The following is a 25,986-nucleotide window of genomic DNA, read 5'->3' as shown; positions in this document are numbered from 1 at the left end:
CGCAAATTCAGTTAGGGTTTCACCGTATTGGGGAAATTCTAATCAGAGTTGCGTCTATGAAATTGTTTGTCTTTAGAAGCTGTTTGGGAATTGTTAAAGGCTGAGCGTCGAGTCATTTTTGTATCGACCAAGATGCAAAGCAATGACCAAACAGTGGAAGCCACTGACCGACGCCCAGTGGGATGCAATTTCTCCTTTTTTACCACTTGATCGTCAGCGGACTCATGATTTGCGACAGATTGTTAACAGTATTTTGTGGCTGCTACGCACAGGATGCCAATGGCGCAATCTGCCTACCGAGTGGCCTAATTGGCAAACCGTCTATTACTATTTTAGACGTTGGAAACAGGATGGTACTTTTGGTCGAATCAATCTGGCCTTAAATCAACTTGACCGTAAGCGGGTCGGTAAAGAAGCATATCCATCTGCAGTATGTATTGATTCACAAAGTGTTAAGTTGGCTCCGATGATTTGGGAGAACCGAGGTCTCGACGCGAATAAACGAGTGAATGGCCGAAAAAGGCAACTCATCGTTGACACCCAAGGGCGTCTATGGCTAGCAGATGTCCATTCTGCTAATCAAGCGGATGGCCCTTCAGCCGTATCGATGGTCAGTGACTTACTATGGCTAGTTGGAGAGCGTTTGGAGAAAGTCTACGGTGATCAATCTTATAATGGCGTCTTCGCTCAAGAGTTGGCTAGATGGAGCCTTGATTTTGAAAAAGCGTCTCGTCCTGAATCAACTCTGGGCTTTGTACCCGTAGCCAAACGGTGGGTAGTGGAACGGACCATTGCTTGGACGAATCACTTTCGAAGGATTGTCAAAGATTATGAATACACGATATCATCTTCGGTTTGCTGGCTGTACTTAGCCAACATTCAGATTATATTGCAACGGATCATTTGAATGGCAAAAGATAATTCCCAAACACATTCTTACTGATAGTCGGAATGGCTATCATAATCGTATCGTCCAAGAAATCAATGGACGATTTGGCACCCCCGGGTAAATCAAAACCTTAAAATCCCTGGTAAGCAAAACCTGGAATGTCAATGCCGCATCGACAGCATCTGACCTTAGGCTCGACTACCCAGAACCCGCCGAAGACGAGCACCGGGAGTTTATAAAATAAAACCTGGCGGTTGAGGCCAGGTTGTCGGATACTCCGTTATCAGCTTCCGCTGGTTCGTCGGCGTTTCGGTGACGTTCGGGCAGCTACTTCGGCCTGAAACTTAATCTTTAACTGCCGATCCAGCTCTCTGTCCCGAGGCACGTAAATACTGGTTTTGCCATCCGAGGATTTTAGCATCCAATAAACATGGTCGGTAGTAGGCGGAATGGAGGTGTATGCTGGCTTTGCCATAATGCAGATGATCAGAGTGATGAAGGATACCCGCGTGGTATCGTTCCTAGAAACAAGGCTCTACAGGCTGGTATCTACCCGTCAAGCAAATCGGGAACGCCTACGCGTTTTTCCTGACCCCGACCGCATTGGCACCTTTGGGAGTCATTGTAATTTCAAAACTTACCTTATCCTGTTCGTTGATCGCATCGACCAGGCCGTTCATGTGTACGAAAATACTTTCCTGGCTCTGTAGATCCCGGATAAACCCGTATCCTTTTGCCGAGTTAAAGAACGTCACAATACCCTGTCGGACGGTATCCTGCGGTTCCATATCTTCCTGCCGGGCCACACCAATCTGAATAGTATCGACATCAATACTAGTTTTCCGTCTCGGGTCCGGTGGTGTCGAGCTAATGTTGCCGTTTTCATCCACGTAGGCCAGCATCTCAGCAAATGGCTGACCCTTCTGGGTATTTGCCCGGCGTTCGTCTCGTTTTTCTTCTTTGTCTTTTCTCTTCTTTTGTCTTGCTTTTTCTTTCTCTTTTTTCTTAAATGTCTCCATTCAATGTTAAAATTAAGTGAGATAACTGAGCGCGCGTTCGCCGGGAGGATATGTTCCTGAGAGGGAGCGATGAGATAGGACGGTCTGCCAATCCGTACAGACTTAAGGAAGCCTCTGGTTATACAACCGTATCTATCGGAAATAAGTTGGTTTCTACAGATAATATTCTCTTCTCATGAATGCAGATCGTCGTGGTTCAGTAGTTGGCGAGTCAATAAACTGTTTATAAATTCTTTACGTTAGCCAACAAACTAATTTCAGTTCATAGGATTCAGAAAGTTATTATCCTCCGAAAGCAATCAAAAATCTCAGCGCCTGACCGGCTTTCCTTATTATCCGCCAGGGATCGCCTTCTGCCGCCTGACGGCCTGGAATAGCCCGGAATGCATCTGATAATCTGAGCAGTTATCATTCGGGTGTCAGTGCCTTTTACTAAATACTACTTCTTGACTACAAACTATCCAGTTCGTATGAAGCGATCAACGTTGACTTAGTGATCAATTCGCATTCTATTGTACTGGATTCAAGTGCGTTTGTATACTAGTTCTCTCTATTATGAAAGGTATTCTATTTTTTATTTTGTTCGTTGGATGTTCACTCCCGGGTCTGTCGCAAAACGCCCGCACGGCTGTAGAAGCCATGCATTTTATTAAGCTGGGTAATACGCTCCGCATGGTTGATCGCCCGCAGCAGGCCATTGATTTGCTTTTGCGGGCTTTACCGGCAGTTCAATCAAAAGACCCCTATATGGAAGCCGTTGCCTATGAAAATCTGGGCTACGCCTACAGTGAGCAGGAAAACACCCAGGATGCAGTACGCTATTACCAGAAAGCGCTTATTCTCTACCAGAAGCTGAATTACGGCGCCAGCGAAGCAGCTATGCAGCAGCTTATTGGTGAAACATCCGGCAAAGATTTGTATGCGGGAATTGACATTGGCTCGTCGGGTGTGAAACTGGCTATTTTCCGAACCAAGTTTGAAAACGGCTTCTACGAGAAAGACATTAAATTAAAGCCTACGGCTCCCAACGTAACCCTCATCTCCGGCACGGCGCAGTCGTTTCAGGCGGGCCGGGACATTATGAAAGTATATATGGATTCGATTCGGCGTTACAACATTCCCGCCGAACGTACATACATCGCCTTCAGCAGTGGTGTTAATGAAACCTTTAATAAAACGCCGGACAGGAAAAAGAAGCTTTACGATCAGCTGGCGAACCTGGTAACCAGCGGTACTTATAGTAACGCGACTTTGTTCATTGATACAACAATGACCGCGGCCCGGGAGGCCGAACTGTTTATGGTTGGCGCTATTCCGCGTAAGTTCTGGCTAAGCTCATCCTGCATTGACGTTGGCAGTGGTAACACCAAAGGCGGATATTTCGACGCCAACCGGCGGTTCCGCCCGATTAGCTTTCCATACGGTACTAAATCGCTGGCGAACCTGATTGACAACAACCGCTCGCTGGACATCAATGCGTACAAACAGGAAGCGCAGCGGGTTATCAAGGCCGTTTCAGACACGATGGTCAACGTTGAGTTCAACACGGCCAGCCCCGGTTTGCATCAGCGCAAGACGGTCGCCCTGGGTGGCGGCATTGCCTGGGCCGTAGCGGCCTATCTGCATCCCGACAAGGCCGACAAGACCGCAGTTCCCCTGACGGCCGGCGACGTAGAACGCTTCGCCCGTCTGGCCCTGACCGACTACCAAAGTCTGATTCACCCGGACCTAACCAATCTGACGGACCCGGTTGTGCGCCAGAAAGCAGAGACTGATATGAATAACGTGCAGAGCCAGTTCAACGAAAAGCAGATCATTGCCGGAGCCCTGCTGCTGGACTCTATCTTCCGCGCTTATTCGAACACGTCTATCCCCAAACGGTTTGTGTTCATCCGCGATTCAGATATCAGCTGGGTCACGGGTAAATTTCTGGAGAGCCTCAACCGGGATTACGACCGGGCCATTGCCAGGGGCGCTCAATAAACTCCTGACTGGTTTTGCCTTAACAGCAGAAAAGCCCTGATCGATCAGGGCTTTTCTGCTGTTAGGAAGCTAGCGAGTTCGTTACGATCCGCAGGCCTCGCAGCCTTCCGGGTCGTCGAGCGAACAGGTCATGGCGGCATATTGCTGCTCCAGGTCCGTTACCATCGGCACGGGCGTTGGCATGGCGTTGGTCGCGTGGTCTTTAGCATACTGCACGTAATCGAGCGGTTTCTCGACGGGAGCGGTTTCGGCCATGACCGGCTCCAGTTGCGGCTCGGCCTGCGGCTGAACAACCGTAAATTTCACGGCATCGGCAGCGGCCTTCGTGCGGAGATAGTACATACCTGTTTTCAGACCCGCTTTCCAGGCGTAGAAGTGCATCGACGTCAGCTTGCCGAAGTTCGAGTCCTGAATGTGAATGTTCAGCGACTGCGACTGGCAGATATACGCGCCCCGGTCGGCGGCCATGTCGATGATGTGCTTCTGCTTGATCTCCCAGACCGTCTTGTAGAGGTCTTTAATGTTCTGCGGGATACCCGGAATGGCCTGAACCGAACCGTTGGCCAGAATCAGGTTGTTCTTCATCGCATCGTTCCACAGACCCAGCTTCACGAGATCTTTAAGCAGATGCTTGTTCACTACGACGAACTCACCCGACAGCACGCGACGGGTATAGATGTTGCTCGTGTAGGGCTCGAAGCATTCGTTATTACCCAGAATCTGCGAGGTCGAAGCGGTCGGCATCGGGGCCAGCAGCAGCGAGTTGCGAACACCGTGTTCGACAACCTCTTTGCGCAGGCTTTCCCAATCCCAGCGGCCCGACTTCGGCTTTACGCCCCACATATCGAACTGGAAGATCCCCTGCGAAATAGGCGACCCTTTCCAGGTTTCGTAAGGACCGTATTCCTTAGCCTGCTCCATCGAAGCCGTCATGGCACCGAAATAGATCGTCTCGAAGATATCTTCGTTCAGGCGACGCGCTTCGTCCGATTCAAACGGCATCCGCAGCATGATGAACGCATCGGCCAGCCCCTGCACCCCCAGACCAATCGGCCGGTGGCGCATGTTACTCCGACGAGCCTCTTCAACCGGGTAATAGTTGATGTCGATAATCTTGTTGAGGTTGCGCGTAGCGGTTCTGGTCACCTCATACAGCTTCTGGTGATCGAAACGCATCACCCCATCGGTATCCCGCTTAATGAACTTCGGCAGAGCGATGGATGCGAGGTTACAGACCGCCACCTCGTCGGGGGCGGTGTACTCGATAATCTCGGTGCAGAGGTTCGACGACTTAATGGTACCGAGGTTCTTCTGGTTCGACTTCTTGTTAGCCGCGTCCTTGTAGAGCATGTACGGCGTGCCAGTCTCGGTCTGCGACTCCAGAATTTTGAACCACAGCTCCTGCGCCTTCACCGTCCGGCGGGCACGACCTTCGCGTTCGTAACGCGTATAAAGGGCTTCGAATTCTTCACCATGACAATCGGCCAGACCGGGGCACTCGTGCGGGCAGAACAGCGACCAGACGTCGTTGTCTTCTACCCGCTTCATGAACAGATCGGGCGTCCAGAGTGCGTAGAACAGATCCCGAGCGCGTACTTCTTCTTTCCCTGAGTTCTTTTTCAAGTCCAGGAATTCGAAAATATCGGCATGCCAGGGCTCCAGATAGACCGCAAACGAGCCTTTCCGCTTACCCCCGCCCTGATCAACGTACCGGGCCGTGTCATTAAAGACGCGCAGCATGGGTACAATCCCGTTCGACGTCCCGTTGGTACCTTTGATATAGGTACCCGTCGCCCGAACGTTGTGAATGCTCAGGCCAATTCCCCCCGCCGACTGCGAAATCTTAGCGGTCTGCTTTAGCGTGTCGTAGATTCCGTCGATGGAGTCGTCCTTCATGGTCAGCAGAAAGCAGCTCGACATCTGCGGCTTAGGCGTACCGGCGTTGAACAAGGTCGGGGTCGCGTGCGTAAACCACTTTTCCGACAGCAGATTGTATGTCTCGATAGCCGAATCGACGTCGTCCATGTGAATACCAACCGCCACGCGCATCAGCATATGCTGCGGGCGCTCGGCGATGCGGCCGTCAATCTTCAGCAGATACGATTTTTCAAGGGTTTTGTACCCGAAGTAATCATAGCCGTAGTCACGGTCGTAAATGATCGTCGAATCGAGCAGGGCCGCATTCTGGCGTACTACGTCATAGACCTCGCGCGAGATCAGCGATGCGTTCTCGCCGGTTTTCGGGTCTTCGTAATGGTAAAGCTGCTTGATAGTACCCGAGAAGGACTTGTTGGTTTCCTTGTGCAGGTTCGAGATGGCGATCCGGGCGGCAAGAATAGCGTAGTCCGGGTGCTTGGTGGTCATCGAAGCCGCAGTTTCGGCGGCTAAGTTGTCAAGTTCGGTGGTTTTGACGCCGTCATAAAGGCCGTTGACGACTTTCATGGCGACCTCCACGGGCTGTACGTAAGCAGGGTCAAGACCGTAGCACAATTTCTCAATCCGGGCGGTGATCTTATCGAACTTGACCGACTCCCGGCGGCCATCGCGTTTGACTACAAACATGGGCGATTGGGATTAATGGTGATATATAGAAAATGTTAAATGCAATGTAGATATATTCCTCCCTATTTTCTGTCGGGTAAGGCGACAGAATATCCCGGCAGGGAGCGATGAATTTTTAAAGTTCTGTTGAAATAGACGGAAAACCAAGCCCGAGAGTTCGGCGGTTTTGGAGCGTCTTGAAAAAATAGAACGCTGCCAGCAGATTACGAAATTGTTAAGTCGTAAGCCTTAGCGACTTAACAATACCCCACAGCAGACGTAGACTAAAAAATTAAAAAGAGCGAATTTATGAATCGGCTGACCAGGACCGGAACCCGTCCGGCAATCACCGCAGAGGAAGTGTTTCTGTTGCTAAAAATAGGCAGAAAGGCGAGCAGTCGCAAGGATTTGTTAGCGCATTATTAGCCAACGGGTCACCCTTATTAAGCTGACAATCAGCTCTAAAAAGAACATACAAAAATCTTGTCAATCCTCACAAAACACCGTACCTTTGCAGTCCTTTTCGGTCGGAAACCGAGAAGATGACAAGAAACTGAGCATAAGACCATGAAAAAGGGCATTCACCCGGATTACCGCGAAGTGGTATTCCATGACCTGTCGAGCGACTACAAATTCCTGACGCGCTCAACGGTTCAGACCAGAGACACTATCGAGTTCGAGGGCCAGACCTACCCACTCGTTAAGATTGAAGTTAGCTCACAGTCGCACCCATTCTATACGGGTAAGAATGTGCTGCTCGATACCGCAGGCCGCGTGGACAAGTTCCGCAAGCGGTACGGCACCAAGTAATTAGAGGTCTCAACGACCATACAGGTTTGCAACTCCCCCGTTACGCCATGTCGTGTCGGGGGAGTTTTCGTTGGTGCCCTTTGCCCCCGATTCTTTTATGCCTATGGACACGTTTACGCTACGCGGTTATGAAACCGATGCCCACGGCCGGTTGAGCGTACCCGCACTGATGAATATTCTGCAGGAGTCGGCCAACCGGAATGCGGCTGAGCACGGGTTTGGCATGGCCGATCTGACCCAGTTCAGCCAGTCTGCGCTCGGCTGGATGCTGATGCGATTCCGGCTACGGATGTATCATTATCCAGTCTACGGACAGACAATTCAGGTGATGACCTACCCAACTTTTGTAGAGAAGTATTTCATTTATCGTGACTTTCGGGTGCTGGCCGAAGATGGGACGCTACTGGCCGATGCCACCAGCACCTGGCTCGTTTTCAGTATGGAAAAGCGGACAATGGTGCCGCTGCCCGACTTTATCCGTAACCTGACGCTGCCATCCCACCCAGACCCCTTACCCCGACTGCCGCTCAAACCGGATTTCCAGACAGCCCCATTTTCGCCCATTCTGGAAAAGACAGTTGAAGTGGGCTGGCTCAGTATTGATCAGAACCAACACGTCAACAATGTAGCCTATGTACAATGGCTGGTTGAATGCGTTGAGGACGAAACGCTGAAAACGCGGGAATTAGCCGAAATTGATTTAGTTTACCGAACCGAAAGCCACTGGCACGATCGGCTGCGCGTTCAACTGGCCATTGATACGTCGGCGGAGGCTCCGTCAGACACCCGGCTGCACCGGATCGAACACAGCGGGTCGGGTAAGGAGATACTGCTGGCCCGAACGCGCTGGCGAACATCGGATTAATCAACGTAACCAACGGTAAGATTGTACAAGCATGACCACTTCACCGAACAAATCAACCATTGACCGGAACCAGACCCTTACCGCCGTCCTGGACGGGCTGATGCGCCGGTATAGCGAGCGCGTTCCCGACGTAAAGAAGGTGTTCGACGCTATGCTTGATGAAGGCATTATCGCATCGCCGAACGAGATCGAGAACGACCACATTGCCTTCCGCACCATGGGCGTACCCAACCTCGGGCTGGCTTCGTTCGAGAAGATTTTTCTGCATTACGGCTACGAAAAGCGCGACGAATACAATTTTACCGAGAAGAAGCTCACAGCGTACTGGTACAGTCCTCCAGCCCGTTTGGGCGGTAACCTGCCGCGTATTTTCGCCAGCGAGCTGCGCGTCGATGAGTTATCGGCCGAGGCTCAGCGGATTATTCACCGGTATACCGATACTGTTACGAGCGACCCGGTCGACGTGCTGAACCTGGACGATGCTGCGGCTGTGGATGCGTTTCTGCATCAACCCCTTTGGCAAACCCCTACGTTGGCCGACTATCGGGCCCTGCTGGCCGAAAGCGAATATGCAGCCTGGGTGATTTATAACCGGTATTATCTGAATCATTTTACCATCAGCGTTCATAACCTCAAACCGAGCTACAACACGATTGACGAATTTGTGGCGTTTCTGGAGCGCCGGGGCTTCCGGCTAAACTCGGCGGGGGGCACGATAAAAGTCAGTCCCGACGGCGACTTACGGCAGGCTTCGACCGTAGCGCAGATGCTTGATGCCGAGTTTGCCGGGGGGGAGGTGTTCCGCATTGCGGGCTCTTACGTCGAATTTGCGGAACGGCGGGTCCTGCCGGATTTCCGTCACCTGCCGACCAATCAGATTACGCGCGCCCACCGACGCGAGGGTTTCGAGACGGGGAATGCCGATAAGATTTTTGAGAGTACGTTTACGACCCAAACAGGTAGATAACGTTCGCTTTATCATTTAGATTTATGGTTGTTCGCTTCTACTGACACGAGTTTTACCGATAACCCGTAGCCATGAACCTGAAACCCCTTCTTCTGCTCACCGGGCTGCTATCAGGCAGTCTAGTAACCCTGGCGCAAAAACCGGCTCCGGTTGGCCTTCAGTTGTATAGTTTACGCAACCAGTTTGCCAAAGACGTACCCGGCACGATGGCGAAGGTCAAACAGATGGGTTTCCGTGAGGTCGAAGCCGGGGGAACGTATGGCCTGAGCCTGACCGATTTCCGTAAACTTCTGGATGAAAACAACATCAAAGTGATCAGTACAGGGGCCAGTTTTGAGGATCTGGATAATAACGTACCGAAGGTGCTAGCCCAAGCGAAAGCGCTGGGGGCTAAATACGTTGTCTGCAGTTGGATTCCGCATCCGGGCGATCTGTTCCAGATTGAGGACGCCGACCGAGCTATTGATGTGTTTAACACCGCCGGCCGACTCCTGGCCGATAATGGGCTTACGTTCTGCTATCATACCCACGGCTATGAATTCCAGACCTATAAGGACGGTACGTTCTTTGATTACCTGGCCGAAAACTTCGACCCCAAAGCGGTCAATTTTGAAATGGATGTTTTCTGGGTGAAAGCGCCCGGCTACGATCCCGTTGCATTGCTGCAGAAGTATCCAAAGCGCTTTCCCCTCATGCACCTCAAAGACCGCAAACCCGGTACCCCCGACAGCAACAACGGCCATGCTGATGTTGAATCGAACGTGCCGCTCGGCCAGGGCGATGTGGGTATTGCCGCCATAATGAAACAGGCCCGAAAGCTGGGCGTGAAGCACTTTTTTATCGAAGACGAATCGTCACGCTCGCTGGAGCAGATACCGCAGAGTCTTGCGTTTCTGTCGGGACTGAAATAAGCCGGGCAGGAAATTACTTTTTGCCTCTTAACACCAGCCGGAACGTCTGCGTATTCGCCGGGTCGGTGTCAATCTCGATATTTGTTCCGTCGGCCGTTCCTACTTTGTCCGTTCCCGAGTACAGGTCATAGCTGTTTCCATTCGTTCTAACCTCAACCCGGCCTAGTGGGGATGTGGAAGCCTGCCCCTGAACTGTTAATGAGACAGCGAGGCTATCTGTCGGTGTTGTACCGGCAATACGTGTAGCTGTAATGGTTCCAGAAATTACGGTTTGTCCGCCTACGATATAAGGCAACACAAGCGAATCCACAACATCGGCTGAATCCTGCCGGATATAGGTAAGCTGATACGTTCCAGCGATCCGGGATGAGGAATCAGGCGCAACATCATTGTTTTTGGTACACGCTGCGAACCCAATTCCCAGCAAAACAAGAAAAGCATAGTATTTTTTCATAAACCGGGAGATTTACTTCCAATACGCTGCTCATCTGTGCATTGTGGCACTCGCCCCGTAATTTGCGCGCAAATAATCTGTTGGCTCAGATATACGGCGAGTTTGTCTTTATCCGGTCGCAGTATTCGTAAACGCGTTCGGCTAACTGCTGAACGTCGGCTGGTTCATGAAATGCACTTATTACGATACGTGTATTGGCCCGGTCGGCTGCCGTTGGATAGGCGAACGAATAGATGAACACTCCCCTCCGGAGCAGATACGCATACAGGTCATCCTGCTCGGTAAAGAAAACCGGATAACCCGGTGCATGCTGAAACAGGCCCGTTGGCAACAGCAGGGTTTCGGCCTGCTTCAGGTTACGCTGCAACCGGTTGTAGCCTTCAACGTAGAGCGGTTCGGCGTTTATATAGGCATCCAGGTAGGCAGGTGGCATGGGCGAACAGGCCCCAAAGAAAGCCGTCTGACGCAATTCTGCTACTATATGCGCATCACTGAAGACAACGCCCCCCGGCAGCCCCATTGCTTTCGCCAGCGAAGCCGTAACGATCAGTCTGACGTGGTCCCGCCGTTTGCCCGGCAACTGGGGCCAGATACCCCGTCCATAGCCCTGCGCACCGACGTTCAGAACGCCCAGCCCGTGCGAATCGTCTACAATCAGCAAAATGGGCCGGTCGGCGGGAAGCTGATCCATCCAGCTAAACTCATAAAATTCGGAGCGAACAGCCTCCAGTGAGTTAACTAAAACCGCTATCGGCCCTGGTGTATGATCTCTGGCATCACTCCATCGTAACTGCTCGGGCAGTTGAGCCGCCCAATCGGCAAAGGACAGAGCGGGCAGCACACGGGTGGGGCTGTCCCACAGAGCCGGATGCGTATTGGGGCCGTAGATGAACAAAGCCTTCTGCGCCCGCAGCCAGTTGATTACCGTCTGCCCGGCCATCATCCCTGATGAGAGCGTTAAAGCAGCCCCGGCCCCTGCCGAAGCCGCCAGTTTTGCTTCTGCTTCTTCATACACCGCAAGGCGTAGATTCCCGTTACGTGAACTGCCAAAGGTGGTCCCGTAACGTCTGATACTCTCGATTACCAACTGCTGAAAAGCGGGGTGCTGGGGTAAGCCTAAGTAAGCCGTACCGCTAAAAAACAGATAAGGGTTCCCATCATGCTGAATCGTCCGGCCGGGAAGGTGGTGGATGCTAAAACTATTCGTCATGGGTACTTTAAATAGCCTGTGATTATTCCCTGTTTGTTACGTCAGGTCTCAGTGTTGCTCCGGTTCCGTTGGCACTGGCGTAAACAACCCGTCCGTAATCAAACGTAACGCCCGCTGCGGGGTCATCGGCAATCAGCATAGAACCGTCTAAGTCGGCATAATCGAGCAGGGGCAGCAATTGGGCAATGGCCGAAATGCCCACGCTCGACTCGGTCATGCAGCCCACCATCACTCGTAACCCCAATTGCCGGGCGCGGGTAATCATGCGCCGGGCGGGTGTTAAGCCTCCGCATTTGGTCAGTTTAATATTTACGCCGTGAAAATACCCCGCGCACCGGTCTACGTCCTCTTCAACGATACAGCTCTCGTCGGCAATAATCGGCAGGACACTCTGTTCATACAGGCGCCTGGCACCTTCCCAATCGCTGGCCGGAAGTGGCTGCTCAATGAATTCAACATCCAGGTCGGCCAGGCCCCGCGACTTCTCGATTGCATCCTGAACTGTCCAGCCACAGTTCGCATCTACCCGGAAGCGAGCGTTAGTATAGCTACGCAGCAACCGAACCGTTTCCAGATCTGTTTCGGGTCGCCCCAGCTTAATTTTATACAGCGGCCAGGGACGCTCCTTCATCTTGCGAACCATCTGCGCCGGCGTATCAAGCCCAATCGTGTAGTTCGTCAGGGGTCCGCGCGCCGGGTCCAGATGCCAGAGTTGATGGAGAGGTTGACCAGCGCGTTTGCCCCATAAATCCCAGGCCGCCTGATCGAGGGCGCAGAGAGCGAACGGATTTGTGGCCAGTTCGGGCTGCATATCCGCCCAGAACTGTTCAGGATCGGCCAGCCTGTCAGTTTCGATCCGGTTACGCATAGCCTCAAGAGCCGCCACCATGCCATCGATCGTAATACCATAATACCGGGTTGCCGTAGCTTCGCCGTATCCGCTATACGCCCCGTCGCGCAGTTCAACAATGAGTGATGGTTGTATATCACGACTGTCGTGCGCGATGGTAAATGTATGCCTCAGACGTAAATCGACGCGGTGGAGAAACAACTGCATGAATGGTATCGATTGTCGGTGCCAGCAGGATCGGTTCCAGCTATTCCGGCAAAGCTACGCTTCCGTTCTATTTGCAGTACATCGAAGCTCGGATTTTAAGGGTCCAGTCGGGTTTATCAACCAGATAATCGTTTTCCCGCAGCGGCCAGGTAGCTCCGCCGTCGGTGCTGGCTCGCAGGTCGTACTTTCGTCCGACCTGTAGTTTATACGAAGCGACTTTACGTTCGGTGCGGGTTGCCGTAATCAGGTCGCGCCAGCTTTCTTTACCGGCTTCGCTATACTGCGTCCGGATCATGGCGGGCAGCGCCGACTCGTCTAATTTGGTTCCGGCGGGGCAGGAGAAATAAAATTCCAGCTTCATGACGGGTGGAACCGGCAGTTCGCGCAGATCAACGGCTATGGGCGTCTGATCGCAGGTTGTACCCACGGCAGACTCCGCAATTAGTCCACCTTTCGCCCCCTTCCCCCAGGCATCGGTTTCATCATATATCTGCAATTTCAACTGGCGTCCGGGTAACTGGTTGTAAATCCGGATGAGTGCTCCGTTGTTCACGTTTGCGTGGAAAGCACTCACCTGAGCGCCGGTTCTGGCATCAATTAGTCTGCAGAGATAATTAACGTCAACGTTGGTTAGTTTGCTGCTTACCTTAAACACTGGCCCTACGTCGCAGAGAAATTCGGTCCAGGTAGCCACGTAAGCAGCCGCCCGCGACGCTTCGGCCTGGTATGTCAACCGACCAGTCTGGCTATTGCGGACAACTACACCGGGTTTCTCCTGCTGCCAGCGATTCGAAAATGCATCGTAGCTGTACAGCGGAATAGAATCGCCCGGCTGCACCGCCCGGCCTGTTTGCCCGTTAATCGTAGCCGGATTCAGCTCCATTGTCCAGCGGGCCGGCTGCGACAGCCCCGTGAGCAGTTGATAAGCGCCGTTAAAAATTTCGAACGATACGGACCCGGCAATAGACGTAACCCGCAGTGTGCCGAGTGATGGCCCACCATTCCGTCCGTTCACATACGACAGAATCCCTCCTCCCGGTACCTGGCTTGTTGCATCGCCAGTACGGGCGTTGGTGTGCAGAACAGCCATGGTCAGATCGCCACCAACCGGCTGTCCTTCGCGGTCGGTCAGTTTTGTGCCGGCCCCAATGGTAACCGTTGCGTGGTCGGCCTCGGTGTTCTGTTCAGCAGTTGTCAAGCTCAGTGTTGTCGGCAGCGTTCCATCGGCATTGGCCCGACCGGCAAGGCGGGCAACCGATAGCGTTCGGGGAGGCTTTGTCATACTAATCTGCCGTACGTAACGGGTTTGCCGGCCGCCGTTCGTCAAGACAAACGGTTGAACAATGGTCAGATATCCTTCTGCTTCAACAACCGTTGAAAACCGCATAGGCTGCTGGCTGGAGAGCGTTACCATTGGCGAAGCAGCCACCAGCAGGCTCCCATCCGCGTTTATTTTGTATTTCTTCGTATTCAGGGTCGTTACGACCTTGTCGGCATCGGGTCCGGCAATACTAATACGGCTATTCTGAGGTAGCGGGTTACCGGCCGGATCGTAGAGCCGACACTCCACCACCCCCTGCTGAATTGGATCTTTAACCCGGATTTGAATGCCTTCAAGCGGATTCTGGCAGCCATCCAGCAAAAGTGGCAGGCTGGTAAGACTATAGAGAAGGTAACGTAATTTCATAGCTGGACTGAGTTAACGGCTGAGTGCATACGATAACGTTAGATTGATAGCCGGCAGATAGCGGTAGTTCGACAGGTTTTGCTCCACAAGCGGCACCTGTTCATCGAGGTTAGTGGTTTCCAGAAAGCCTTCATAGGTAAGCTCCACGCTCGGACGCCCGAGGTAATACATGCCCATCTCAAAGCCTACGCCGAACCGCCTGCGGGGAATTATTCGTCCAAAACCCCAGCCAATATACCCCACTACAGGATGCCAGCGGAAGCCAAGGTTAATAGTTCCAACGTCTTCGGGCGTTAACTCAAGGCCATCGAAGTTTAGTTTGTTCTCCGCCGTGATGACAAAATTCAGGTTTGGATGCCAAGTATAACCTAATCCGGCGGCCACAAAGAATGCCCCACGCTGAAACGGCTGCCATTTAAGCCCGGCCTGCGCAGTACCAATGACAAAGTCCGGATCAATCGTGATATACGAATCAGGGGCCGTTTTAACCCGTATCGGTTTCTGGTACGCTATATACTGTCCGCCGATACGAAACGCCAGACGGCGCTGACGGCTGATCAGATGCGTATAGAATAGCCCGGGCCCGGTCGTCCCGAGTTGTAGATTAATTGACTGCACATTCTGGCTCTTCGCTGCAGAGCCAGAGTCCGACTGAGCTAAGGCTGCATAAGTAGCTGTGAACCAGACCGCAGTAAGCGTCAATAATCGCGTACCCAGCGAACGATAAAAGAGTCTATTCATAAATAATTTACTATAACAATAATAAGGTAACAAAAATAAGCATATATTTCCCACTTCAGCCACTTATTAATCAGAGTGATACCTGGCAATTCATTAAGTAATTTATAAGATTATCAGTTCAGCTTTACTGAGTACTTAAAACTGTATTTTATTATGGGCGATGGAAGCTCTTTTAAGATAATCGGGAATCGTATTGCACAAAACCTAGGCAGACAACGTATAGGCCGTTCGGTCACCTACCAATCAGTAAATAAAAAGCTTAAAAACAGTTTAATTTTGGCACAATATGTGACCGAACATAGATAGTTGACCAAATACACATTAAATTAACGTTATCGTATTTTGGTAAATAAAAATTTTACTAATTTTGTCTATGTCTTTACAGGGGTGATTGATCAAACAACGGGGCTCCAACGAATTCATAGGTTCTCTACCACACCATTGACCAATATCCGCCTGAAGATAAAATTGGTAAGATTAATAAAAAAGCAGTCAGCTATTAGATCCGTAAAATGAAAATACATCTTATGCGTACCAGCCGCAGCTACTGTCTGCGAATCACGTTAATCCTGCTTATTGGCAGCTGTCAGTATTTAACAGGCTGCGTTTCTTCTAAACAGATTACTTATTTCCAGGGAGAAGCCTCCAAAATGGACACCCTGGCTGTTGCTGCCCGGTACGCTCCGAAAATTCAACCGGGGGATGTCCTGTCTGTACAGGTCAGCAGCCTGAACCAGGAGGCATCATCTTTCTTTAATCCCTATACCTCCTTTGCTATTGCCGATCGTAGCGTTCAACCCTCAGCTTCAACCAGTACAACCCCACTGCCTCCGCAGAATGGCTATTTAGTCGACAACAATGGCTTTATTGAGTTGCCCGTGCTGGGAAAAGTAAACGTAAGCGGGCAAACAGTTGCTCAGGTTAAAGAGCAACTGCGCGAATCCCTCAAAGAATTTTTGAAGGAGCCAACGGTCAATATCCGCAGCCTGAACTTTCGGATCTCGGTGATGGGCGAAGTGACCCGTCCGTCCTTATTCACTATCCCAAATGAGCAGATTACGCTCTTGGAAGCGCTTAGCCTGTCGGGCGACATTACCATCTATGGCCGCCGGGACAACGTACTCCTGATCCGGGAGGAAAATGGAAAGCGCACATTTGCCCGCATTGATCTTACCCGCCGTGACTTATTTAATTCTCCTTACTATTATCTGCATCCCAATGATGTGCTGTACGTCGAACCCGGACGCGCGCGGGCAGCTACGGCTGATCGCACGAACCAACTCCTGCCAATTGTGCTGAGCGGGCTCTCGTTCCTGGCCATCATTGCGTCCCGATTCTATTAATCTATATCCTTTATCCAATCTAACGGCTCCATCATGTCGAATCAGAATAACTATGCCTACGCTCCGTACCAACTGTACGAAGCCGAGAATACGCCCAACCTGCGGGCGGTGCTGATGCGCTACGTCCGGCACTGGAAATGGTTTGTTCTTTCACTGGTCCTGGCAGGAGCAGGGGCTTATGTCTTCATGCTGTATCAGACGCCCATCTATAAAATACAGACAAGCCTGCTGATTAAAGACGATAAGAAAGGTCTGAGCGAAGAGAACATCCTGAAAGAGATGGACATTTTTGCGCCCAAAAAAGTAGTCGAGAACGAGACCGAAATTTTAAAGTCGCACGCGCTGATGAGCAAGGTCGTAGACGGCCTTGGCCTTGACGTAAAGTATTTCCGGCCAACCAATATGGGCAACCGGGAAATTTATGATGAGTCGCCAATCCGGGTCCTGATCGAGAAACCAGCCCCTGCCCTTTACGAAACGGATCTGGATATTAGCGTTGCAGATGCCAAAACAGTGCGGGTTAATGATGTATCCTATCCGGTTAACCAGAGTGTTCAGACACCTTATGGTAAATTGCGGCTGTTTACGCGCCGACCGCTGAAGGTGGAGTCAGAGCCGATCGTTGTTCGGGTACTGCCCAAAGCCGAAGCGGTTGATAAATACCTGGAGCACCTAACGGTTGAGCCGAGCAGCAAAGCTTCCACTGTGCTGCAGTTATCCCTCGAAGACGCTGTTCCCCGCAAAGGCGAGGCCGTACTTAATAAGCTCATCAGTGAATACAACCAGGCGGCTATTGTCGATAAAAACATCGTTGCCTCGAACACGCTGAACTTTATCGAAGAACGTTTACGGCTGATCGCCGGTGAACTGTCAACAGTTGAGAAAGGCGTGGAGTCGTTCAAATCAGCCGAAGGCATTACCGATCTGAGCTCACAGGCGCAGGTTTTCCTGGAAACCGTCAAAGAAAATGACGATCAGCTTAACAAAGCAACTATTCAGTTAGGAGCGGTTCAGGATATCGAACGCTACATTGACAGCAAAGCCGACGAACGCGGCATGGCACCGGCTACTCTTAGCGTAACCGACCCAGTGCTGATGGGCCTGGTAGCCAAGGTAAGCGAACTGGAACTGCAGCGCGATCAGCTTAGCCGCACGACGACGCCAAGCAACCCGATCCTGCAATCGCTCGACAATCAGATCAAAGCGACGAAAGCGAGCCTGACGGAGAACATTCAGAACGTAAAACGGACGCTGATTAGCACTCAGCAACAACTGAAGAATACCAACCGTCAGTTGGAAAATCAGATCCGCACAATTCCTCGCAAAGAACGGGCGCTCGTTAACATTACCCGTCAGCAGGCAATCAAAAATAACCTGTATACGTATCTGCTGGCGAAGCGCGAAGAAACGGCCCTGTCGTACGCGTCGACCGTGGCCGATAGCCGCACGATTGATCCCCCGCGTAGTGGTCGTGAGCCAGTAAAACCCGTAAAAGCTACCATTTTCCTTTTGTTTGGCCTTTTAGGACTGGTGTTTCCGGTAGGTGTTCTGGCCGCCCGCGACGCCTTGAACGACCGCGTCAGCCGCCGGACCGACGTAGAATCGGTATCCCAGGTTCCCATTCTCGGCGAGATCATGGCCAGCCGGAACGTTGATCCGCTGGTAATGGTATCGGGCAAGCGATCGGTTATTGCCGAACAGATCCGGACGCTGCGTACTAACCTCCAATTCCTGCGTAGCAACCCGACGGATAGCCAGGTTGTCATGTTTACGTCCAGCATCAGTGGTGAGGGCAAATCCTTTCTGTCATTGAACCTGGGCGCCAGCCTGGCTCTGGTTGACCGGCCGACTGTCATTCTGGAGATGGATTTACGTAAACCCAAGCTCCACTCGGTACTGGGTCTGTTCAATACCGTTGGCATCAGCAATTACCTCATTCAGGAAGCTACGCTGGACGAGGTTCTGCAGGAAATTCCAGGCTTTCCGAACTACCACATCATTACCTGTGGCCCGATTCCACCAAACCCGGCCGAACTGTTGAGCAGCCCCCGACTGGAGCAGCTTTTCCGTGAACTGCGTGAACGGTTTGCCTACATTATCGTAGATTCTCCGCCAATAGGTCTGGTAACGGACGCTCAATTAATTGCTCCTCACGTAGATGCAACCATGTTTATGGTACGGCACGATCACACGCCGAAGGCTTACCTGCGCATGATCGACAATCTCTACAAAGAGCACCGATTCCAGCGGCTCAACTTAATCCTGAACGGCGTCGGCGGTGGCGAGTCGTATCAGTACGGATACAGCTACGGGTACGGCGGTGGCTATTATGAAGAATCCAACAAGCCGCCTAAAGTAACCATTCATAACCGCAGATAAGTCATCAATTATTACTGGCCATTGAGTTGTGAAGGTCGCAACGCGACTTAATGGCCAGCTACTGCCTATTCATTGAATAATCCTCCCTGATACTCCATTCAACCACCCATGAATATGCTCGATTTGTCCTTGCCATCACTCACTGATCCAGCAGTATTTAATGAGTCATTCTCGGCAACTACCCACGACAAAATTGTATTGTCTAACAAAGACAGCCGGGGGAAACGTCTGTTCGACATTGTAGTATCCGGCTTAGTCATTGTCTCACTGCTGATCTGGCTGGTCCCGGTTATCGGTTTACTAATCCGGCTAACGTCGCCCGGACCAATGTTATTTATCCAGCTGCGAACCGGTCGGAATGGACGCCCGTTCCGCTGCCTGAAGTTCCGGACAATGACCTACGATAAAAACGCTCAGTTTAAGCAGGCAACCAAGAATGACAGCCGGGTCACGCCTATTGGTCGGTTCCTGCGTAAAAGCAATCTGGACGAGCTGCCACAGGTTTTCAACGTACTTCTGGGTGATATGAGCATTGTTGGTCCCCGCCCGCATCCAATTCAGTTAGACGCGCAGCACTGGAGCACAATGGCGGGTTACCCCAAACGCTATGCGGTAAAGCCCGGGATCACGGGATTAGCGCAGGTACGCGGCTGCCGGGGCGAAACAGCACGACTGATTGACATGCAGCACCGGATACGCTTCGACCATTTATACATCCGGAAACAAACCCTTCCCCTGGATCTGAAAATCTGCTGGTGGACCGTAACCAGTATGATTAAAGGTGATAAGAAGGCATTCTAAACCGCTGTTGTCCGTATAGATATGCCACAAGATAAAGAGTTAAGTAGATTTAGTGTTAAATCAGCGGGTCATTTACATACACCTACACAGCGGATTAGCAGAAATAAAATTCCAGGTATAAAGCGATGAATTTGCCTATATTAACTGTTAATACCTCGATTACACCCGACATAAATCGGTCGGACAAGCTAGCTTTAATTCAACTATTTAGAGGGTTAGCGGCTCTGATTGTTTTACTATATCATACGAGCACATTATACGCTACAAACTTAAATCACTCTGTTCTGAACAATTCCTTTAAGTTCGGTAAGGCGGGCGTTGATTTCTTTTTTGTATTAAGCGGCTTCATTATATATACTATCCACCAGCATGATCTGGGAGTTAAAGATCGGGTTTACTATTTTATTAGCAAGCGCCTTATCAGAATTTTCCCATTATACTGGCTAATGCTAATTCCCAAGCTGCTTATTAAAACATACAGTGCTTTAACAATACTTGGCGCCCTATTTTTACTTCCTCATCCTCAATCTCCAGTGCTTAATGTAAGTTGGACTCTGAGCTACGAGCTTTTTTTTTACGCCTGTTTTAGTCTCTTGATCTTCAATAAATCAAGTAGCCTTAAATACTTACTTCTTAGCTATGGGGGTTTTATTTTCTTATATTGGACAAGTGGTCTGCTTCTAGGCGATGTACCAAAATTACTTCACTCATCACATAGTTTTATAATTAGCTATCATCATACTGAATTCCTGTTCGGTCTAGCAGCAGCTTATTTATTCAGCCATTCTTTACTTACACAGTTCCGCTACTGGCTATTGGCAAGCGGCCTAGTTTTGTTTGTTACGGCTTCGTTATATACCGTAATTAACGTGAACCAAATTGCTCTTGAGCAGGGGGTCGACTTAATTACTAGATCAGAAGACTTAAAGACAGTGACAGAAAATTACTCTTATCTATTCTTCGGTATACCCTCATTCCTGATTATACTCGGTAGCGCCCATATTGATAAGCTAGATAAATGGAATGTTCCCACAGGATTATTATTCATAGGTAATGCATCGTATGCTATCTATCTTACTCACTCTTCGCTCATCAATGCAGAAACGTTATTACTCAAGTCTATCTGGCCTCATAATCTAGCAATAACCGTGTTGCCAATTATGCTAGTAGCACTACTTTTTGGTATGCTCGTTCACAGATATATCGAAACACCTATACTTAATAAGCTGAATCATACTATTAAACGGTTTAAAGTCGCAAGGCCGACTCTCTAAATACATTTTAGCGAAGTATTGCTTAGGCTTAATTATTCCTCTCTATGTTAACGAAGCACAGTATTATCTATTTTCTAGGGCGAGGTATGCCCGGCCTGATCAATTTTCTTGCCTTAAGTATTTACACTCGTCTCGTTTTACCAGAGGAGTATGGTAGCTATGCACTAATTGTCGCAACAGTCAACTTGTTCAACGCAGTTTTATTTCAGTGGATTCGGCTGGTGCTGCTACGCTATACACCCACTTGCACTTCTGAAGATGATAAGCGTCAGCTAAACACTACGGTACTAGCGGGTTATTTAGGCTCAATTCTGCTCTCGGCTGTTTTGATTGGCCTGTTTTTGTACATCAGTGGGCAGAAAATACCCATTAGTTATATTAGTCTGGGAGTCGGGCTATTATTTGTGCAGGCGTTTTTTGAAATAGGGCTCGATTATTATCGATCCAACCTGCAACCCAAACAGTACTCTTTCGCACACTTCTTAAAAGCGACTTTGGCTATAGGGCTAAGTTCAGCCTTGGCTTATTTTGGGTATGGTGCAACAGGTCTGCTACTCGGCCTACTGATTGCTTCCTTCGCAGCAATAGCTTTCTATTTTAAAAGTTTCTTTACGGAATTAACAGCTAAAACCGGCTCTTTTGATTCCCGGGCCATCCGTACCCATCTGACGTATGGCGTACCATTGACAGCCTCGAGCGCCCTAACTTTTATTATGGATAGCTCTGACCGCTATCTTGTAAAACACTTCTTAGGAACGGCTAGCACAGGAACATATTCAGTCGGCTATGATCTAGCCAAACAGACATTATGGGTTATCATGATATCTATTAGCTTAGCTAGTTATCCATTAGTTATCAGGGCTTTGGAACACGAAGGACCAGCAGCTGCCAATAAACATCTCAAATCCAATCTAATTTTACTTCTGGCAATCTCGCTCCCAACTGCTATTGGCATGGCAGCTTTGGCCCCACAAATAGCATTCGTTCTAGTTGGCGAAAAATATGCAGATACAGTTGCAATGCTAATACCATACATTGCTATTGGAGCTGTATTGAGTGGTATAAAGAGCTTCTATCTGGATCAGAGTTTTCAGCTTGCTCAAAAAACGCGATTGCAGCTTTGGTCGGTAGGAGTAGCTGCCTTTATTAATGTCGCTTTAAATTTACTGTTATTGCCACGCATTGGCCTAATGGGAGCAGCGTATGCTACATTGATCAGTTACGGTGCAGTATTGCTGTTAAGTTATATGCTTAGCTTACGTGCTTATAAACTACCTATTCCTTGGGAAGAGATTCTAAAAATTCTGACAGCTTCTATTCTGATGGGTGCCGTTATTCTCTTATTCCGATCTTATGGCTCTGGCTTGTGGGGACTACTATTCCTTACCCTATTAGGCGGTATCTTATATGGGAGCCTATTGATAGCATTTAAAGTTATTAGTATCTCTTTTGTTACAAATCAATTAAAATTAAAAAGTAAGAAAAACTATGCGTAAGCCCCCCTCCTTTACCGAACGGTTCTTCGTTGTTGTATCTCTTTTAATTTATAGCGGAGCCATATTGGCTATGTTCCGGAACTCAACGATTGGGGATGCGGTAAACCCAGAGGGGGACATTGTCTCACAAATTGTATATGTAACGATATATCTTGTAACAATTTATTACTTATCGGGTAACGTACGACCCCTAAAAACAGCATTATCGGGCAATATACTTCTGCTCCTTTTATTTGCACTTGTACTCGTATCGATAAGCTGGAGCGACAGTCCATTAGTAACCGGCCGTCGATTTATAGCCTTAGTTGGCACATCGCTATTCGGCTACTATCTATCCATACGATACTCGCTGCACGATATGCTCATACTGATCAACCAAACCCTAGTGGCTGGCGCAGTCTTATCATTGATAACAGCAATTACTTTTCCTAGCTACGGTCTAATGGGAGCTTTACAGGAAGGAGGGTTCCACGAAGGGGCCTGGAAAGGCGTATATACCCATAAAAATACGCTCGGACGTCTAATGGTGATTTATACGCTCACAGCGTTTACTCTGCATTCTATCAAACCTCAGAAGAAATATTGGTTACATATTTCCCTCTCGGTTTTTCTAATCATCATGTCTCGCTCATCAAGCGCTTTGGTATTAGTGATCTTTGTAATTGGTTTAGGCTACATTCTAAAGACTTTTCAACTGAAGGCCTCCAGTCTCATTATTGTTTTATTATCTGTGCTGTCTGGTCTGGCTAGTGGCGGCTACTATATGCTCAACAATTACGAAGTATTATTTGAGCTTCTTGGTAAAGATCCGACACTCACTGGCCGAACATTGCTTTGGGAACAGATTTTCGTAGCGGTGGACAAGCGGCCGTTATTCGGGCATGGTTTCGGTGGGTTCTGGTTAGGCGATCATAGCGCTTCGGCAATTATATCACAGGAATTAAATTGGGAAGTTCCTAATGCGCATAATGGTTTCCTAGATATCTTATTGGATTTAGGCTATGTAGGCTTTGTAGCCTTTTTGATTCTTTATGTCACTAAACTATCCGCTTATATGATGAACTATAGTCTACGTAGAGAGCATCTATATGGATGGGGTGTTATGTATATGATACTTTTCTTAGTATATAATTTCGTAGAAAGTAACATGTTACGTCAAAATAATTTTCTGTGGATTCTATTTATTGCTACTCTAAGTTCTTACGATCTTATACAGGTGACGACACGAAAAATCCGCGCAACTACCATCAAGCAGCAAACTGTTTCTATCAACCAATTCACAAGACCGGTAACAATTACCTAACTAACATCTGTTCATTTTGTATCCCTACCTTATATATGAAAAATATCCAGGTATATGTATATCCTGACCGGTCATATAGTCTCAGGCCTGATACTAATCCTTATGTTAGTAATTTAGCAAAAGCACTAGAAGTCAACCAGGTAGCCGTAATTCGCAGCAAGACTGCCTGGCTTGGAGTTATTGATATTTTTTTACACACACGTCGCATAGACGCGGTTGTCTTTAATTGGGTGGAAGAGGTAGCTAACCGCACTATGGGGTATACGCAAGCTCTGGCTTTAGTCTTTTTGCTCCCCTTTCTTAAGATAATGGGCGTAAAGATTATCTGGACAATTCACAATAAAGTCAGTCATAGCTCACGCAACCGATGGCTTTCCAGCTATTTTCGAAAGGTATTAAACCGTCAGGCTGATTTAATGATTGCTCATTCGAAGGAAACTACTCAGTTGCAGAGGTCATCACGTCTTATCTACTATCCTCACCCCTTCAAAGTCAGTTCTTATAAACCCCACTTCGGCAGTAATTTTGTTTATGACATATTGTTCTGGGGAACCATACTACCATATAAAGGGATCAAAGAATTTTTAGAGTATGTGCATGATAAAGGGCATACAAATTTACGCATTCTTATACAAGGAAAGTGCTCCGACCCAGTTTATTACCAAGATTTACAGGCTTTAGAAACAAACTCGATACGGGTTATAAACCGCTTCACCTCCGACGACGAGCTTCAGCGGCTATTTGAACTCTCCCGAACCGTAGTGTTCACCTATCGCCAAGAAAGCGTTCTGAGTTCAGGGGCTCTAATTGAATCTTTGGTTAATTATAAACTTGTTATTGGACCTAACTTCGGTAATTTCAAAGATTTTGCACAGGAAGGCCTAGCCTACACCTACCAGGATTTTGAGGAGCTGATCGAATTAGTGAACAAGACTATTGATAGCCCACACTCTGTAGTTGACATAGGGAGAATAAACCGTTTTATTCAAGACCACTCTTGGGAGTCCTACGCGCTGTTTCTGAAAACTCATATTCTATCGCAGTACGAACCTCAACTCGCAGAGGTTAACTATTAAGCCCAACCCTTCTCATTAAATCCATGCGAATTCTGAGCGTTCACAACGAATACTTAATCAAAGGTGGTGAAGACGAGTCACGTAAAGCTGAAGTATCTGTCCTGGAACAGTATGGTAACTCGGTTTCCTCTTATATTGAAAACAACTCAAAAGTAGCTACTCTATCTAAAACAGCTGCAGCCTTGCGCACATTATGGTCTCGGGAGTCATATCGTGAGGTACGGCGGTTACTGAAGCAGCATAAGCACGATGCTATCCACGTTCAGAATTTCTTTCCGCTTATTTCTCCTTCTGTTTATTACGCTGCTCAGACCGAACGCGTACCCGTTATTCAGGCCGTTCGGAACTACCGGTTTGTTTGTCCTAATGCAATGCTCTACCGCGATGGTGAAGTTTGTGAGTTATGTTTAACTAAAATGATTAAGACGGCTGCTGTCCAACATAAGTGCTATCGGGATAATGCAGCCGCCAGCGCAACAGCAACTTCTATGCTAATGTTACATAACTATTTGCCTACCTGGCAGCAGATAGACCGGTTTGTTAGCGTTTCTGAATTTGTAAAGCAGAAAATGATTGAGGGTGGTTTTCCGGCCGAAAAAATTGTGGTGAAGCCAAACTTTGTGTATCCGGACCCTGGCGTCTGTTTTACAAAAGAAGACTACATTGTCTATGTTGGCAGATTACAGGTGGAAAAGGGCATCCGAACCTTGTTAGCTGCCTTGCCCAAGCTGTCTAAAAGCGTTCGGGTAAAAGTTGTTGGAGAAGGCCCGTTGGAGCAGGAAGTAATAGATTGTACAAAGCAATACAATATTGAGTATTTAGGTAAAAAAACGCTTGCCGAAACCTATTCAATTATTGGTAAAGCTCGGGCCTTGGTTATTCCGTCACTCTGGCATGAGCCCTTCGGTCGGGTGGTCGTAGAGGCCTATGCAAAGGGGACAACTGTTATTGGAGCTCGCATGGGTGGTATCCCAGAATTAATTGAAGATGGCCGTACAGGTTATACCTTTAAAGCCGGACAAATCGATGATTTGGTTGATAAAATCGAGTTGGTATGTAGTAATAATAAACGCTCGACGGAGATGGGATTAGAAGGCAGAGCGAATTATGAAAGGAAATATACTCCGGCATCTAACTATGCTATGCTGATGAACATTTATCAGCAGGTAGCCCGTTGATC

At 49.1% G+C, this 25,986-nt stretch carries 22 protein-coding genes; 14 read left to right on the top strand and 8 right to left on the bottom strand.

Annotated elements, in window-relative coordinates:
• Nucleotides 1-142 precede the first annotated feature (142 nt).
• The gene (locus tag HNV11_RS03590) at nt 143-907 is read left to right on the top strand and encodes an IS5 family transposase (RefSeq protein ID WP_171738357.1); all 765 of its coding nucleotides are present in this window, start codon (nt 143-145) and stop codon (nt 905-907) included.
• 265 nt (nt 908-1,172) lie between these two features.
• On the opposite strand, the gene HNV11_RS03585 is transcribed toward HNV11_RS03590, so the two are convergent.
• Nucleotides 1,173-1,364, bottom strand: a complete 192-nt coding sequence (locus HNV11_RS03585) for a hypothetical protein (RefSeq protein WP_171738356.1) — start codon at nt 1,362-1,364, stop codon at nt 1,173-1,175.
• A 100-nt stretch (nt 1,365-1,464) separates the two neighbouring features.
• Nucleotides 1,465-1,908, bottom strand: coding sequence for a cold-shock protein (locus HNV11_RS03580; protein WP_171738355.1), 444 nt, complete (start codon nt 1,906-1,908; stop codon nt 1,465-1,467).
• A 555-nt stretch (nt 1,909-2,463) separates the two neighbouring features.
• On the opposite strand from HNV11_RS03580, the gene HNV11_RS03575 reads away from it, so the two are divergent.
• Nucleotides 2,464-3,891: a tetratricopeptide repeat protein gene (locus tag HNV11_RS03575; RefSeq protein WP_171738354.1), complete on the top strand. Its 1,428-nt coding sequence runs from the start codon at nt 2,464-2,466 to the stop codon at nt 3,889-3,891.
• A gap of 81 nt (nt 3,892-3,972) precedes the next feature.
• On the opposite strand, the gene HNV11_RS03570 is transcribed toward HNV11_RS03575, so the two are convergent.
• Complete coding sequence (locus HNV11_RS03570) at nt 3,973-6,453, bottom strand: ribonucleoside-diphosphate reductase subunit alpha (protein ID WP_171738353.1); 2,481 nt, start codon at nt 6,451-6,453, stop codon at nt 3,973-3,975.
• Nucleotides 6,454-6,999: 546 nt separating this feature from the next.
• Between HNV11_RS03570 and HNV11_RS03565 the strand changes: the two genes are divergently transcribed.
• From HNV11_RS03565 to HNV11_RS03550, 4 genes are all read left to right on the top strand, one after another.
• Nucleotides 7,000-7,242, top strand: coding sequence for a type B 50S ribosomal protein L31 (locus HNV11_RS03565; RefSeq protein WP_171738352.1), 243 nt, complete (start codon nt 7,000-7,002; stop codon nt 7,240-7,242).
• 103 nt (nt 7,243-7,345) lie between these two features.
• Nucleotides 7,346-8,107, top strand: coding sequence for an acyl-[acyl-carrier-protein] thioesterase (locus HNV11_RS03560; protein WP_240163744.1), 762 nt, complete (start codon nt 7,346-7,348; stop codon nt 8,105-8,107).
• A 31-nt stretch (nt 8,108-8,138) separates the two neighbouring features.
• Nucleotides 8,139-9,074, top strand: a complete 936-nt coding sequence (locus tag HNV11_RS03555) for a DUF1338 domain-containing protein (RefSeq protein WP_171738350.1) — start codon at nt 8,139-8,141, stop codon at nt 9,072-9,074.
• Nucleotides 9,075-9,145: 71 nt separating this feature from the next.
• Entirely contained in the window at nt 9,146-9,985 is an 840-nt protein-coding gene (locus HNV11_RS03550; RefSeq protein ID WP_171738349.1) for a sugar phosphate isomerase/epimerase family protein, read from the top strand.
• A gap of 13 nt (nt 9,986-9,998) precedes the next feature.
• Here HNV11_RS03550 and HNV11_RS03545 read toward each other — a convergent pair whose 3' ends face one another.
• The 5 genes from HNV11_RS03545 to HNV11_RS03525 all read right to left on the bottom strand — a co-directional run bounded on the left by HNV11_RS03545 (nt 9,999) and on the right by HNV11_RS03525 (nt 15,134).
• Entirely contained in the window at nt 9,999-10,439 is a 441-nt protein-coding gene (locus HNV11_RS03545; protein ID WP_171738348.1) for a hypothetical protein, read from the bottom strand.
• An 85-nt stretch (nt 10,440-10,524) separates the two neighbouring features.
• Nucleotides 10,525-11,649 (bottom strand): aminotransferase class I/II-fold pyridoxal phosphate-dependent enzyme, encoded by a 1,125-nt coding sequence (locus tag HNV11_RS03540; protein WP_171738347.1) that lies wholly within the window; start codon nt 11,647-11,649, stop codon nt 10,525-10,527.
• Between the two features lie 22 nt (nt 11,650-11,671).
• Nucleotides 11,672-12,706, bottom strand: a complete 1,035-nt coding sequence (locus tag HNV11_RS03535) for a dipeptide epimerase (RefSeq protein ID WP_171738346.1) — start codon at nt 12,704-12,706, stop codon at nt 11,672-11,674.
• 67 nt (nt 12,707-12,773) lie between these two features.
• A complete protein-coding gene (locus HNV11_RS03530) occupies nt 12,774-14,393 on the bottom strand; it encodes a hypothetical protein (RefSeq protein WP_171738345.1) in 1,620 nt (539 codons plus the stop codon).
• Between the two features lie 12 nt (nt 14,394-14,405).
• Nucleotides 14,406-15,134 (bottom strand): hypothetical protein, encoded by a 729-nt coding sequence (locus tag HNV11_RS03525; RefSeq protein WP_240163743.1) that lies wholly within the window; start codon nt 15,132-15,134, stop codon nt 14,406-14,408.
• A 650-nt stretch (nt 15,135-15,784) separates the two neighbouring features.
• On the opposite strand from HNV11_RS03525, the gene HNV11_RS03520 reads away from it, so the two are divergent.
• The 8 genes from HNV11_RS03520 (at nt 15,785) to HNV11_RS03485 (ending at nt 25,984) form a co-directional block, all read left to right on the top strand.
• A complete protein-coding gene (locus HNV11_RS03520) occupies nt 15,785-16,477 on the top strand; it encodes a polysaccharide biosynthesis/export family protein (protein ID WP_240163741.1) in 693 nt (230 codons plus the stop codon).
• 33 nt (nt 16,478-16,510) lie between these two features.
• The gene (locus HNV11_RS03515) at nt 16,511-18,856 is read left to right on the top strand and encodes a GumC family protein (RefSeq protein WP_171738344.1); all 2,346 of its coding nucleotides are present in this window, start codon (nt 16,511-16,513) and stop codon (nt 18,854-18,856) included.
• Between the two features lie 114 nt (nt 18,857-18,970).
• Nucleotides 18,971-19,657: a sugar transferase gene (locus HNV11_RS03510; protein WP_171738343.1), complete on the top strand. Its 687-nt coding sequence runs from the start codon at nt 18,971-18,973 to the stop codon at nt 19,655-19,657.
• A gap of 125 nt (nt 19,658-19,782) precedes the next feature.
• Entirely contained in the window at nt 19,783-20,931 is a 1,149-nt protein-coding gene (locus HNV11_RS03505) for an acyltransferase family protein (RefSeq protein WP_240163739.1), read from the top strand.
• Between the two features lie 44 nt (nt 20,932-20,975).
• Entirely contained in the window at nt 20,976-22,427 is a 1,452-nt protein-coding gene (locus HNV11_RS03500) for a lipopolysaccharide biosynthesis protein (protein WP_171738341.1), read from the top strand.
• A gap of 358 nt (nt 22,428-22,785) precedes the next feature.
• The gene (locus tag HNV11_RS03495) at nt 22,786-23,730 is read left to right on the top strand and encodes an O-antigen ligase family protein (protein WP_171738340.1); all 945 of its coding nucleotides are present in this window, start codon (nt 22,786-22,788) and stop codon (nt 23,728-23,730) included.
• Nucleotides 23,731-23,765: 35 nt separating this feature from the next.
• A complete protein-coding gene (locus HNV11_RS03490; RefSeq protein ID WP_171738339.1) occupies nt 23,766-24,806 on the top strand; it encodes a glycosyltransferase family protein in 1,041 nt (346 codons plus the stop codon).
• Between the two features lie 23 nt (nt 24,807-24,829).
• A complete protein-coding gene (locus HNV11_RS03485; protein ID WP_171738338.1) occupies nt 24,830-25,984 on the top strand; it encodes a glycosyltransferase family 4 protein in 1,155 nt (384 codons plus the stop codon).
• Nucleotides 25,985-25,986: the final 2 nt, after the last annotated feature.

Source organism: Spirosoma taeanense (assembly GCF_013127955.1).
Taxonomy (GTDB): domain Bacteria; phylum Bacteroidota; class Bacteroidia; order Cytophagales; family Spirosomataceae; genus Spirosoma; species Spirosoma taeanense.
Note: the sequence above shows the minus strand (reverse complement) of the source record. Positions and strands in the feature narration are given on the sequence as shown.